The 12,943-nt window shown below is 47.1% G+C and carries 10 protein-coding genes; 3 read left to right on the top strand and 7 right to left on the bottom strand.

Going from position 1 to position 12,943, the window contains the following annotated elements; translation table 11 throughout:
* Positions 1-15: 15 nt before the first annotated feature.
* Positions 16-1,932, bottom strand: coding sequence for a U32 family peptidase (locus tag N7386_RS04085; protein WP_279767135.1), 1,917 nt, complete (start codon positions 1,930-1,932; stop codon positions 16-18).
* A 187-nt stretch (positions 1,933-2,119) separates the two neighbouring features.
* Here N7386_RS04085 and rluA point away from each other — a divergent pair, with 187 nt between their 5' ends.
* The 3 genes from rluA to N7386_RS04070 all read left to right on the top strand — a co-directional run bounded on the left by rluA (position 2,120) and on the right by N7386_RS04070 (position 7,419).
* Positions 2,120-2,797 carry a bifunctional tRNA pseudouridine(32) synthase/23S rRNA pseudouridine(746) synthase RluA gene (rluA, locus tag N7386_RS04080; protein WP_249553977.1) on the top strand — a complete coding sequence of 226 codons (678 nt, stop codon included), beginning with the start codon at positions 2,120-2,122 and terminating at the stop codon, positions 2,795-2,797.
* Positions 2,798-2,892: 95 nt separating this feature from the next.
* Positions 2,893-3,354, top strand: a complete 462-nt coding sequence (gene asnC / locus N7386_RS04075) for a transcriptional regulator AsnC (RefSeq protein WP_011073571.1) — start codon at positions 2,893-2,895, stop codon at positions 3,352-3,354.
* A 207-nt stretch (positions 3,355-3,561) separates the two neighbouring features.
* Entirely contained in the window at positions 3,562-7,419 is a 3,858-nt protein-coding gene (locus N7386_RS04070) for a S8 family serine peptidase (protein WP_279767134.1), read from the top strand.
* Between the two features lie 111 nt (positions 7,420-7,530).
* On the opposite strand, the gene N7386_RS04065 is transcribed toward N7386_RS04070, so the two are convergent.
* The 6 genes from N7386_RS04065 to N7386_RS04040 form a co-directional block, all read right to left on the bottom strand.
* Positions 7,531-8,301, bottom strand: a complete 771-nt coding sequence (locus tag N7386_RS04065) for an ABC transporter permease (protein WP_279767131.1) — start codon at positions 8,299-8,301, stop codon at positions 7,531-7,533.
* On the bottom strand, positions 8,298-9,236 hold the full coding sequence (locus N7386_RS04060; RefSeq protein WP_279767130.1) for an ABC transporter ATP-binding protein: 939 nt from the start codon (positions 9,234-9,236) through the stop codon (positions 8,298-8,300). Before N7386_RS04060 ends, N7386_RS04065 begins: the two co-directional genes overlap by 4 nt.
* A gap of 251 nt (positions 9,237-9,487) precedes the next feature.
* Positions 9,488-10,018, bottom strand: coding sequence for a hypoxanthine phosphoribosyltransferase (gene hpt / locus N7386_RS04055; RefSeq protein ID WP_011623888.1), 531 nt, complete (start codon positions 10,016-10,018; stop codon positions 9,488-9,490).
* A 7-nt stretch (positions 10,019-10,025) separates the two neighbouring features.
* The gene (locus tag N7386_RS04050; protein WP_279767129.1) at positions 10,026-10,685 is read right to left on the bottom strand and encodes a UbiX family flavin prenyltransferase; all 660 of its coding nucleotides are present in this window, start codon (positions 10,683-10,685) and stop codon (positions 10,026-10,028) included.
* A 1-nt stretch (position 10,686) separates the two neighbouring features.
* Positions 10,687-12,084, bottom strand: a complete 1,398-nt coding sequence (gene mpl / locus N7386_RS04045) for a UDP-N-acetylmuramate:L-alanyl-gamma-D-glutamyl-meso-diaminopimelate ligase (RefSeq protein ID WP_279767128.1) — start codon at positions 12,082-12,084, stop codon at positions 10,687-10,689.
* A 168-nt stretch (positions 12,085-12,252) separates the two neighbouring features.
* Positions 12,253-12,888, bottom strand: coding sequence for a hypothetical protein (locus N7386_RS04040; RefSeq protein ID WP_279767127.1), 636 nt, complete (start codon positions 12,886-12,888; stop codon positions 12,253-12,255).
* Positions 12,889-12,943 lie beyond the last annotated feature (55 nt).

Here is a 12,943-nt window from a genome sequence, read left to right as displayed (position 1 = left end):
CCATTCAAGCCTAAATTAAACGGCTTTTTGACCGCGAACCTGGCGGTTTTCACCAACGACCATCATCTCGCATTTTGGACAGTCGAACACCAACTTCAACACATCGTTACCAATCTCAAGCACCATAGGATCGGCTTTAATGCCCGGTACTTCCTTAGGACAAAGATTGAAGTTAAATCTCAGGCAATGCTTAGTGATCATTAACGGCACATCTTCGGTCACGCCGTTTTTCTCGTAGGTGTCCTGAATTTCAATCACACCATGGCGCTGATAAAAGTCCTTCGCCTTTTCGTTTGCCACGTTACCTAAATAACTTAAGTGTTTGAAGGGGTACACAGCATCTTGGTTATATTTCCAAGGTTTTGGACGCTGGTAGCCTTCAACACGGGCAAGTTCTAATGCTGCTACCGCATCACGGCGCAGACCGTTGAGCGTTGATGCTGGCAGGAACCAAGGCTGAGCAGTTTCGATACTAATCTGGCGCGCCGTAAAATCGGTACTGCCAAGTTTCGACAATTGAGTACGAATAGTCTGCAAGGTTTTTTCAGCATCGGTGGCGGGCGTCTTTTCGACTGCAAGCTCAACGGTCGCACTCAGGCCGTACACATCCGTCATCGTTAACGCCACGCCCGTAGCGGTATCGGTTAAACGCATGTCGACGCCGATAATACGCTTGGCAGACTCCTTAGAAAGTAAAGTTTCGAAGGCTTGGTTATGGTTACGATACAGCGTCATACCAACACGCAGATCGCGCGGCACCTGCAATACATGCAGCTTATGGCCTTCGGCGCGGTTAACACGCAGTCCCTGCAATTTGTCATCGGACTGTTTGGCCATCGCATAGTTTGGCGGGAAATAGGCTAAACCATCGCCGTTATTAAATTCGTGGGTTGAACTGACTTGAATAAAGTCTTTGCCGATGGCGACCACTTTACCCACATCTTGACCGATATATTTTGGCGAGCGGAAGTCTTTAATCCCTTGGCTACGCTCATTCACAAAGTAATCTGTGCTGCCACGGTTAAAGGTTTTTTCGGGATCCGGAGTAAAAGTATGTTCAGTACGGCCGTGGGATGACGCCACGAACTCAGGGCGACGCGCCATAATGGCATCGAGCTTTTGACGATAATGGGCAGTCACGTTTTTAACGTAACTTAAGTCTTTTAAACGCCCCTCAATTTTAAAGGAGCGTACACCGGCATCAATCAAGGCTTCGAGGTTATCGGTTTGGTTATTGTCTTTTAATGAGAGTAAATGCTCGTTTTGCGCCAACACATCCCCTTGGCGGGTCTTTAGATTGCCCGGTAGACGACACATTTGCGAACATTCACCGCGGTTTGCACTGCGGTTACTGAAGGCATGACTTAAGTTACATAATCCACTGTAGGCCACACACAGGGCGCCGTGGATAAAGAACTCAATCTGCATATTGGTGTGAGCGGCAACCTCACGGATTTGGCTTAAACCTAACTCGCGTGCCAATACCACTTGTGAAAAACCTACTTGCTCTAAGAAGGCGACTTTCTCGGGATTACGATTGTCCATTTGCGTACTGGCATGCAGCGCAATCGGCGGCAGGTTAAGCTGCAATACGCCCATGTCCTGCACAATCAGTGCATCGGCGCCCGCGTTATACACATCCCAAATCAGCTTTTCAGCGGTTTGGAGCTCATCGTCCATCAGAATAGTGTTAATGGCCACAAACACTTGCGCATGATACTTATGAGCAAAAGAACACAGACGGGCAATATCTTCCACACTGTTACCCGCGGTCGCACGCGCTCCGAATGCGGGACCACCGATATAAACCGCGTCGGCACCATGGCGAATGGCTTCAATACCATAATCGGCATTTTTTGCAGGCGCCAATAACTCTAAGCGGTTATTAACGTGAGAAAGTGTCTCAGGTGTGTAAATCTCTGGCTGGCTCATACTTCACAGGCTCAAAATGAACAATCACGAAAAAGGTGACGAGTATAACAAAAACTCAAATCCAGCTCTATCTGCAAATCATTTTTCGCAGGATTAACGCGAGGCGAGATAAAGAGGAGAGACAACAAACTTGCGCCCTAGAGCCGAGCAGAGTATCTTTGCCGCGCATTGTTTAATAGGCGCGATTATGACTGATTTTATTTACCAACCACCGACAACTCCCTGGCTCGATGTGCTTTACCAAGATAAAGATATTATCGTGGTCAACAAGCCTTCGGGATTATTGTCCGTGCCTGGTCGCGATCCCGCCCATTACGACAGTGTGTATGCCCGAGTCAAAGCCGAGCATCCCCATTGCCAAATCGTCCATCGCCTCGACATGGCGACCTCGGGTGTCATGGTGGTTGCGCTCATTCGTAGCGCCGAGCGCGAGCTAAAACGCCAATTTCACGATAGAGAAACCAGCAAAACTTATCTTGCCAGAGTCGCTGGACACGTTAAAAATGCGACGGGTAGCGTGGATTATCCGCTGATCTGCGACTGGCCCAATCGCCCAAAACAGAAGGTTGACCACGAAATAGGTAAACCCTCTTTAACCCACTTTGAAGTGTTAAGCCGCGCCAAACGCTCGACTTTGGTAAAGCTAAAGCCGATTACAGGGCGCTCACACCAACTCAGGGTACATATGATGGCGCTTGGGCATCCGATCCTCGGCGACGGCTTTTATGCCGATCCGCTGGCAAAATCCTTAGCACCGCGATTATTACTGCACGCCGCAGAGCTCACCATTAAACACCCTTACACGGGAGAGAGCATGACGTTCAGTGCCGATGCTCCCTTTTGTGAGCCAGAAGGTGAGCAATGATCACTAAAAACAATAAAAACACCTAAAAGCAGTAGCCATTCACCATAAAAGAACGTAACTTTATGACAATTCATTATGTTATAGAGAGTTTATTTATGGAAACCGCATTTCAGCGCGATCAGCTTGATAACCATATCCTCGAAGCCTTAATGCAAGATGCACGCACCCCGTTTGCCGAGCTTGCCAAACGTTTCGGCGTGAGTGCGGGTACTATCCATGTGCGTGTCGAGAAAATGAAACAAGCGGGGATTATCACGGGTGCCCAGATCACCATCAATCCCAAGGCTCTCGGGTACGATGTCTGCTGTTTTATCGGAATTAATCTCAAAAGTGCCGGCGACTACCCCGCCGCCATCGCCAAGCTAAACGCCTTAGAAGAAGTGGTAGAAGCCTACTACACCACAGGCAACTACAGCATTTTTGTCAAAGTAATGTGCCAATCCATCGATGGCCTGCAACACGTGTTGATTAACCGCATCCAATCCATCGACGAAATTCAATCGACTGAAACCCTTATCAGCCTGCAAAACCCTATCACAAGAGCGGTGAAACCTTAGTTACGGCTCTCACAAAAAAGCCTTCAAACAGAATGCTATATCGCAAAATTATGACTTAAGTCTTTTTTCCACCAAAAGTGTTAACCGAACAACATTTTTGTGTTACAACTTCATTGCTAGCAATAAAATGCGCAGCATAACAATAACAATTCAGCTACACGGTGCTGTTACCAGTACCAAAAGCATTAATTGACAAGGAATGAAGTTGTGAAGACAAAACTATCTATCGCTATCTCGGCGGCACTATTATCAAGTGCAGCAGTTGCTAACAGTGGGTTCACTTTTGAAACTTACTCGCCAGAAATCACCTCTCATGATCAATTTAGCAAACCTAAACTAACTGGAACTAATTTAACTGCTCCGCAGCGATTCATCGTTGAAATGGAATCACCAGCTCTTGCCAAATATAAGGGCGGCATAGGCTCTTACGCTGCGACAGCCACAACTCAGAAGGGACAAAGGCTGAACATTCAGTCGTCTGAGGTGAAAAGTTATTCAAATTATTTAGCGAAAGAACAGGACAATTTTGCAACGGCTTTAGCTAAGACAATTCCTAATGCTAAGGTAGAGCGTCAATTTCAGACCTTATTCAACGGTGTAACTGTTGTTGGTCAGGGTCTAACCGCTGACATTTTGGCGAAAATGCCTGGCGTGAAATCTGTTTATCCAGAAAGCATGTACGAAATTAGTATGGATGCATCTCACCAAGTCATTAATACTCAAGCAATGTGGAATGCTGTTTCTGGTATGGAGAATGCGGGTAAAGGTATTCGAGTTGCAGTCATTGATGGTGGTATCCGTCCAGAGAACCCAATGTTCGCCGATGCAGGTTTTACAGCACCAAGTGGTAATTTACCGAAGGATGACTACTGCTCAACTGTAGACACTTCTTTCTGTAACAATAAGTTAATTGTTGCGCGCTGGTCACAACCAACATTCCAAGTATGTCCAAACGAATATATGAGCCCTCTCGGGTATGGCGGCCATGGTACACACGTTGCGGGCACAGCTGTTGGTAATAAAGTATCAACAACATTTAAAGAGATTCCGGTTGAATTATCAGGTGTTGCACCTGCAGCCTATTTAATGGTCTATAAAGCACTCTTTAGCAAGGCTGATTGTACTGGTGGGAGTGGCTCTAACATTATGCTAATGGAAGCGTTAGAGCACGCAGTAAATGATGGCGCTGACGTAATCAACAACTCATGGGGTGGGGGCCCAGGTGGCGATCCAGCTAGCAGTCCTTACAAAACCATGTTTGAAGCCGCAGAAGCAGCAGGGGTCGTTGTTGTAACTGCCGCAGGTAACGACGGTAATGGTCCACAAACGATCGGATGCCCAGGCTGTATAGAGTCAGGTATCACAGTGGCAAACACAACAACTGGACGTTATTTTGCTAATAGCTTCAATACTGGTGGTGATGATCTCTTAGCTATTCCTAGCTCAGATGCTAACTTAGTCGCAGATATTACTGGCAATGTTATTGCCGCAAAAAATTTAGATGCTGAAAATGCAAATGGTTGTAACGCTTTTGCCGCGGATTCTTTTAAAGATGGCATAGCCTTAATCTCTCGAGGTGATTGTAATTTCACCTTAAAAGCCACCAATGCTAAAGCAGCGGGGGCTAAAGCCGTTGTTGTTTATAACAGCGTAGCTGGCGCACCACTTATCATGTCAATGCCAGGGGAAGATTTCCCAGCAGTAATGATAACTAAGGATGCTGGTTTGGCCATAATTGAATCAATGGGCGAAACTGCAACCACAGGCACAATCGTTGCGAAGACTAAGCGTATTATGGTTCCTGAGCTTGCTGATAACCTCAATAGCACTAGCTCTCGCGGTCCTGATGGTAACCAAAATATTTTAAAGCCAGATATTGCGGCTCCCGGTACAAATATCCTATCCGCATTCTCACCTGACGATGGCGGTGAAGACTTCGATATGATCTCTGGAACGAGTATGGCAAGTCCACATGTTGCAGGAGCTGCGGCATTGATGAGCCAACTTCATCCAGATTGGAGTGCAAACGATATTAAAACTGCTCTCACATCAACAGCTAAGTTTGATGGCATTCTTGATGATGATGCTGTTACGCCTGCCACACCATTCGATATGGGGGCTGGACGTATGGATTTAGATGCTGCCGCGAAAGCAGTGCTTACTTTTGATAAACCATCCATTGCATCAGATTCTTGTGTTGGTCCGTGTACTTTCACACGCACTGTATACAATAAAGCAGATACCAAAACATCTTGGAATTTATCCGCTTCTTCCGATAGCACAGGAATTACAGTATCTCCAGCAACCCTCGAATTAGCCGCTGGAGCTTCTGCCACCTTTACAGTGACAGTTGACTCTACGTTTGCGGAATACGGTGAGTGGATCTTCGGTAATATCATGATTACCAGTGCGGATGGTTTACAAGATGCTCATTTACCGCTAGCTGTTTTAGCTAAAGAATCCAGTGACTCTAACCTGATTTCAACCTACACAACTAAAACAGATATTAATGCAAGTGATGTTATTCCCGTTGTAGCTTCTATCAACAATACCGTATTTGAAAATACAGTCACTGTTACCGCGCAAGCTCCAGTAGGAACAAAGCTCACCTCTAAAGACGACGTAAAAGTCACACTTACAGGTGCAACACAAAATGGATTACAAATTAACGAAGACCTTGGCTCAGTGACTTGGGTAGGTAAGCTCGATTTACCTAAAATGAACACGGTTAAAGGCGCACAACGATTCCCAAGTATTGTTGATTTGGGAGTTGAATCAATTGCCTGTTCAGATGGTTGTGATGAACAGGCCTTCACCTTTACTGTTCCTAGCTTTAAGTACAACGGCGTAAGTTATAACAAAATAACTATCTCAGATAACGGATTGGCAATTGTTGGCGGTGGCAGCGCGAGTGGAACCTATGCTAACAAGGAATTACCTGACGGCAGCAACCCTAACAATATTCTAGCGCCATTCTGGTCAGATTTTGACTTATCGGATAATACAGCTGGCGATACGGGTGGCGGTAACTTAGCGGCGAGCGTCTTCACTGACGGTGATGGCGCTAAATGGCTTGCACTTGAATGGAATAAAGGCCAGCTCTATGGTGATACTTCTGGTACTGCCTACACCTTTAGCATCTGGATAAAAACAGGTGATATCGAAGAAGTCGTATTTAACTATATTGACATCCCGAATATGCCTGCCAGTGTGACTATCGGTGCCGAGAATATCGGTGGCACGATTGGAACAACTTATCACTACAATGGTACTGGAAACAGTATCGCTTCAGGTGATTCGTTAGCGTTGAAAACAACGACGGCTGGTAATGTCACCATTAACTATGATGTAAAAGCAACAAGCCTAAATGCTGGACAAGCTGATACAGCTGAAACAAATGAAGAAACCTTAGTCTCAATTGATGTGTTAGCTAATGATGACAAACCAGATATGAAAGTTGCACGAGCATCTATCACTGGTGATGGCATCACAGCAAACGCACAGCGTATTTTTGAGATTATGCCAAAAGGTGCCTTAGGCAATATCAGTATCGTAAAAGCACCATCACATGGCACTGCAACCGTCAATGCGACTGGAGGTATAGACTATACGCCTGCGGTCGATTACTTCGGCTCTGATAGTCTCAGTTATACCTCTCAAGATGAGGACGGCAATACAGGTGCTGCAGCAATGGTTTCAATTACTGTCAATAATGTGAATGATGCCCCTGTAGTAACACCACAACCACATAGTGGTACTGTTGGAGAAGCCATTACGCTAAAGCCAAATCCATTCGATGTTGATGGTGACAAATTAACATATGTGTGGACACAAACTGGAGGAGAAAGTCTGAGCTTTACTTCAACAAACGAGAATATAACTGTTACACCTAAAAAAGCAGGTGTGTACACCTTCACTGTTGTAGCTAACGATGGCAAGCTTCAAAGCAATACAGGCGAACTCACTCTCACCGTCGCAGACAAGCCTGATTCAGGTGGCGGTGCACTGGGTTGGTTAACTGCATTGTTATTACCTCTGGCGGCAATGCGTCGTCGTATGAAGTAATCTGTTCATATAAGTAAGTAAACAAAAGGGAGTCTAAGTGACTCCCTTTTTTATTATTTAATGTCCCGTCCTGAAAGACGTTAGACATTGATGGTATCAACAAGAACCAGATTATGAACGCAGGCCTATTCCCCGCGAGATGAGGTAATACGCAACGCCCCAAAGTACGGCACAAAAGCCCACCATGATGCCAATAGAAAGCGGAATGCTGATATCGGCAAAACCTAAGAAACCGTAACGGAAGACGTTGATCATATAGACCACAGGGTTCAGTGCCGAAACGCCTTGCCAAAAGGATGGCAGCAGCGATAGTGAATAGAATACTCCGCCGAGGTAGGTTAAGGGCGTGAGCACAAACGTCGGGATGATGCTGATATCATCGAAACTCTTGGCAAATACCGCATTAATTAGTCCCCCTAAGGAGAACAGCACTGAGGTTAAAAATACCGTCATGACCACAAGGCCTACATGGTGCAAGCTGATGTCGACAAAGAACATGGCGACTAGCGTGACGATTAAACCTACGCATAAACCCCGAGCGACACCGCCCCCCACATAGCCTGCGATCATCACATAGTGAGGCACGGGCGCGACCATTAACTCCTCGAGATTGCGCTGAAATTTCGCGCTATAGAAAGAGCTCGCCACATTCGAATAGGAGTTAGTAATTACCGACATCATGATTAAACCTGGCGCGATAAACTCCATATAAGATACGCCCCCCATATCGCCAATGCGGCTACCGACCAAGTTACCAAAAATCAAAAAATACAAGGTCATAGTGATCGCTGGCGGAACTAAGGTCTGGATCCAAATCCGGGTAAAACGATTGATTTCCTTGGTTAATATGCTTTTGAAGGCGATAAAATACAGCTGTTTCATGCCTTAGCTCCTTGGGTTTTCTTCACTAACTCGACGAAGAGTTCTTCTAAACGATTGGATTTGTTACGCATCGACAAAACCTCTACCTTAGCGGCGGTTAACTGCGTAAACACATCATTGAGATTGTGATCCTTTGCCACATCCACCTCTAAGGTATGCGGATCGGTTAAACGGCACACCATACCCTCGAGAATGGGGGCGACATCGATGTCGCGGCGTAGGTCGAGGATAAAGGTTTCGAGATTCAGCTTACTCAGCAAGGCCTTCATGCTCGTGCATTCCACCAGCACGCCTTTATCGATAATGCCGATATTGCGACAGAGCATTTCTGCTTCTTCAAGGTAGTGAGTGGTTAGAATGATCGTCACGCCCTGCTGGTTGATTTGCTTGAGGAATTCCCACATTGAGCGGCGTAACTCAATATCGACCCCCGCCGTTGGCTCATCTAAGATCAGTAACTTAGGTTCGTGCATCAGGGCGCGGGCAATCATTAATCGCCGCTTCATCCCCCCTGAGAGTGTGCGAGATTGGCTGTTGCGCTTATCCCACAAATCCAGCTGGCTTAAGTATTTTTCGGCTCGCTCAAGAGCCACGGCCTTAGGCACGCCATAATACCCCGCCTGATTCACGACGATTTGCAGTACCGTTTCAAACTGGTTGAAGTTAAATTCCTGTGGCACTAAACCTATGCACAGCTTGGCTTCCTCGAGCTGCTTATCGATATCAAAATCAAACACCTGCACAGAGCCAGCGGTTTTCTGCACCAAGGAGCTGATAATACCAATAGTGGTCGACTTACCTGCTCCATTCGGGCCGAGTAGAGCAAAAAAGTCTCCCTGTTCAACGGTAAGGCTAATCCCCTTTACTGCTTCTACACCGCCTTTGTAGGTTTTTTTTAGCCCCTCGAGTACGAGAGCATGGGCATGATTGGCCATAGTGCTTCCTGATCCTGAAAGAATGAACAAAACAATAAGATGGTGTCGAAAACAGCAAATGCAACACGCTAGGCTGTATAAAAACGAATTATGGCTCTAGTTGATTGAATCAATACAGATTAATTTATTAAAAATAACTAATAGATCACCAAACGCGGATACGTGCCCCCCAAACAACATTTGCGTAGCCAACTTTCGGCACAAAACAAAACTCCCGCCTAGGCGGGAGTTTGAGTCATAACGCATCGGACTTATTCGAGCGGCACCACTTTGGCGATATAAGGCAAGTTGCGGTATTGCTCAGCATAATCGATGCCGTAACCCACAATAAACTCGTCTGGGATCGTAAAACCGATAAAGTCGACTTTAACATCAACTTCGCGGCGCTCAGGTTTATCCAACAGAGTGCACAGGGCTAAGCTCTTTGGCTCACGCAATAACAGCATTTCACGCACTTTGTTTAAAGTGTTGCCCGAGTCAATTAAGTCTTCCACAATCAGCACGTCGCGGCCCGCGATATCCGATTGCACATCCTTCAGCACTTTCACATCCCGTGAGCTGGTCATGGCATTGCCATAGCTTGAAACCGACATAAAATCGATTTCAACATGGCCTTTAATACGGCGGCACAGATCAGCCATAAATACGACTGAACCTTTTAACAATCCCACCATCAGCAAACGCTCGCTGTTGGCATAGTGGGCATTGATTTGCTCGGCCATTTGATCCAATTTTTGGCTGATCTCTTCGGCGGAGATCATCACTTCGGTGGTGTGTTTCATATCAGTCTCAATTGTCGATGTCATTGGGGGAGTGTTTGTCATAGCCCCAGCGACTCGTTAATGCATGGTCAACGCCCAAATGATCGAGGATTCGAGCGACCATGAAGTCTACCAGATCTTCTACGGATTTGGGATTATGATAAAAGCCCGGCGCCGCCGGCATAATAGTAACCCCTAAGCGCGACAGGGTTAGCATATGCTCTAAGTGTATGGCATTAAAAGGAGTTTCCCGCGGAACCAAGATCAGCTGACCGCGCTCTTTTAATACCACGTCCGCCGCCCGTTCGAGCAAATTATTGCTCATGCCGGTGGCAACAGCCGCCAGTGTCCCCGTCGAACAAGGGCAAATCACCATTTGTTTAGGGGCTGCACTGCCTGAAGCTGGCGGCGAAAACCACTCATCTTTGCCTAATACCACTAACTCGCCAGATAAAGTGATCTTCTTCTGTGCCAGCACCTCGAGCAATTGTGCCTTGGCTTTATCGCTGTTCGCACTAAGCTGCAAGCCATGCTCAGTGGCCAGCACCACACGGGCGGCGCTTGAGATCATTAAAAACACTTGATAGCCCGAGGCTAATAAACATTCTAATAATTTCAAACCATAGGGCGCGCCCGAGGCACCAGTCCAGGCTAAGCTAATGGCTTTATCAGATTTGGCATAGGCCATATTAGTCCGCCTGCTGAACAAACTGTGGGCTGACTTCGAGCGCCGCCAACAGTTTCTTATGTAAGCCGCCAAAGCCACCGTTACTCATCACCACGATAGTGTCACCCGCTTTTGCCGAGGCAGCCACTTTGGCGACAACATCATCAATTTGATGTAGGACAGTCACAGGGATCACCGCCGCTTCCATCGCCTCTTTCATATTCCAATCGATAGTATCGGCTTGATATAAAAAGGCTTCGTCCGCTTGCAGCATGGAATGAGCCAGCGTGTCTTTGTGCACCCCACTCTTCATCGTGTTTGAGCGTGGCTCTAATACGATAGTGATTTTGCTTTGACCGACCTTGGCACGCATGCCCTTAATGGTGGTCGCAATCGCCGTTGGATGGTGGGCAAAATCATCGTATACGCTCACGCCGTGGACTGTGCCCAACAGCTCCAGACGACGTTTCGGCGGTACAAAGCGAGTTAATGCTGCAATTGCAGCACTCGGTTTAACCCCGACATGGCGCGCGGCCGCGATGGCCATTAGCGCGTTTTCGATATTGTGCTGACCAATCAGCGCCCATTCGAGCACACCTTGGGATTCGCCGTCGAAGAAGACTTCAAACTCGTGGCAATCATCACTTAAAGCCTTAGCATGCCAACCCTTAGTCACCTCAGCAGTGTGGAAGGTCTCTTGCTCGCTCCAGCAGCCCATCTCAATGGTTTGTTTTACCGCGTGAGAATCGGCAGGCCAAATCACTTTGCCTTGCCCTGGCACGGTACGGATCAGATGATGGAATTGTTTTTGGATCGCCGCTAAATCGGCAAAAATATCGGCATGGTCAAATTCGAGGTTATTGATCACCAGCGTACGGGGATGATAATGCACAAATTTAGAACGCTTATCGAAGAAGGCGCTGTCGTATTCATCGGCTTCGACCACAAAAAAAGCCGATTCCCCTAAACGGGCCGACACGCCAAAGTTTTGCGGCACGCCGCCAATCAAGAAACCGGGTTGATAACCACAATCCTCTAAAATCCACGCCAGCATGCTTGAAGTGGAGGTTTTTCCATGGGTACCAGACACGGCTAACACCCAACGTTCAGGCAGAATATGATCGGCTAAAAACTGTGGTCCAGAGGCGTAAGGGATCCCAAGGTTTAATACCGCTTCGACGCAAGGATTGCCTCGGCTCATGGCATTACCAATCACCACGAGATCGGGATAACTACCCGCTTCACCTAACTGACGTGGATCAAAACCTTGAATGAGTTCAATACCTTGCTCTTCAAGCTGCGTACTCATCGGTGGATAGACGTTGGCATCCGAGCCTGTCACTCTGTGCCCTTTTGCCCTAGCCAAGAGTGCTAGGCCACCCATGAAGGTTCCACAAATTCCTAAAATATGTACGTGCATACCGCTCGCTCTGATGTTTTTGAATTCAAGGCTATTCTAATCCATAGCTCCGCAGATTGGCAGGTTAGGATCTCGGAAAAGCCACTTGTTTGGCAAAGATACTGATAGAGAAAGGGATTTTTACAATTGAATTAAGTTTAGCTAACAGAATTGTGCCACCAAGCTCACTTATCCGCGCAAGCTGGCATAGAGCTTTGGATATTGACTGCGATGGCGATTAAAGAGGAACTGACGCAGGGCTTCTCGCTCTTCGGCTTCGGCTTGAAACCTGACAATCGCTAGTCCTTGCTCGTGGCGAATCGGCTCGATTTTAACCCGCATGGTTTCACCATCGGGTAACTGTAACTGCAGTTCTTGGCTATCGACCAACTGCTCAAACTGCTGCTGGGACTTAGCACGAATCGCCATACCAGAACTCGACAAAGATACCACAGACCATTGTTCACCCTGATCTTGGTCGAAGATCCACACATCTTCTGGCTGAGTCAAACGCCAACTCCGCTCCGCCCCAGTGGCGTCGAACACTTCGGGAACACCTAAGGTGGGCTGCAATTGGCCAAAATCATCAAGGCGCATCTCAAGGGGAAACCAGAGTTTATAGGGGCCGACTTCGGCCAGCAGGGTCAACTTGGCCTTCCCCAATAGCGAAGCCAGTGCTTGCGGCACATCGGTTTTGACCGTTAATACATGGTTAACCAAGGGCTCAGAATGAGCATCCTCGGCGTTATGGGTTATGCGATTAGGAGAAAATAGCTCTCTAAAACAAGCTAATTCCTCTAAGGTTAAATGCGGCTCATCAACCATACTGCAACCTACTCAGATGAATCCCTTGTACAAAAAATTACCACCAAAGCATGAG

This window comes from Shewanella sp. GD04112, assembly GCF_029835735.1.
Taxonomy (GTDB): Bacteria; Pseudomonadota; Gammaproteobacteria; order Enterobacterales; family Shewanellaceae; genus Shewanella.
This window is presented reverse-complemented; position numbering and strand designations above follow the sequence as displayed.

Excerpts from the sequence above, each read along its gene's own strand:
- N7386_RS04085 (WP_279767135.1), bottom strand. The coding sequence starts at position 1,932 with ATGAGCCAGCCAGAGATTTACACACCTGAGACACTTTCTCACGTTAAT.
- rluA (WP_249553977.1), top strand. The coding sequence starts at position 2,120 with ATGACTGATTTTATTTACCAACCACCGACAACTCCCTGGCTCGATGTG.
- asnC (WP_011073571.1), top strand. The coding sequence starts at position 2,893 with ATGGAAACCGCATTTCAGCGCGATCAGCTTGATAACCATATCCTCGAA.
- N7386_RS04065 (WP_279767131.1), bottom strand. The coding sequence starts at position 8,301 with ATGAAACAGCTGTATTTTATCGCCTTCAAAAGCATATTAACCAAGGAA.
- N7386_RS04060 (WP_279767130.1), bottom strand. The coding sequence starts at position 9,236 with ATGGCCAATCATGCCCATGCTCTCGTACTCGAGGGGCTAAAAAAAACC.
- hpt (WP_011623888.1), bottom strand. The coding sequence starts at position 10,018 with ATGAAACACACCACCGAAGTGATGATCTCCGCCGAAGAGATCAGCCAA.
- N7386_RS04050 (WP_279767129.1), bottom strand. The coding sequence starts at position 10,685 with ATGGCCTATGCCAAATCTGATAAAGCCATTAGCTTAGCCTGGACTGGT.
- mpl (WP_279767128.1), bottom strand. The coding sequence starts at position 12,084 with ATGCACGTACATATTTTAGGAATTTGTGGAACCTTCATGGGTGGCCTA.
- N7386_RS04040 (WP_279767127.1), bottom strand. The coding sequence starts at position 12,888 with ATGGTTGATGAGCCGCATTTAACCTTAGAGGAATTAGCTTGTTTTAGA.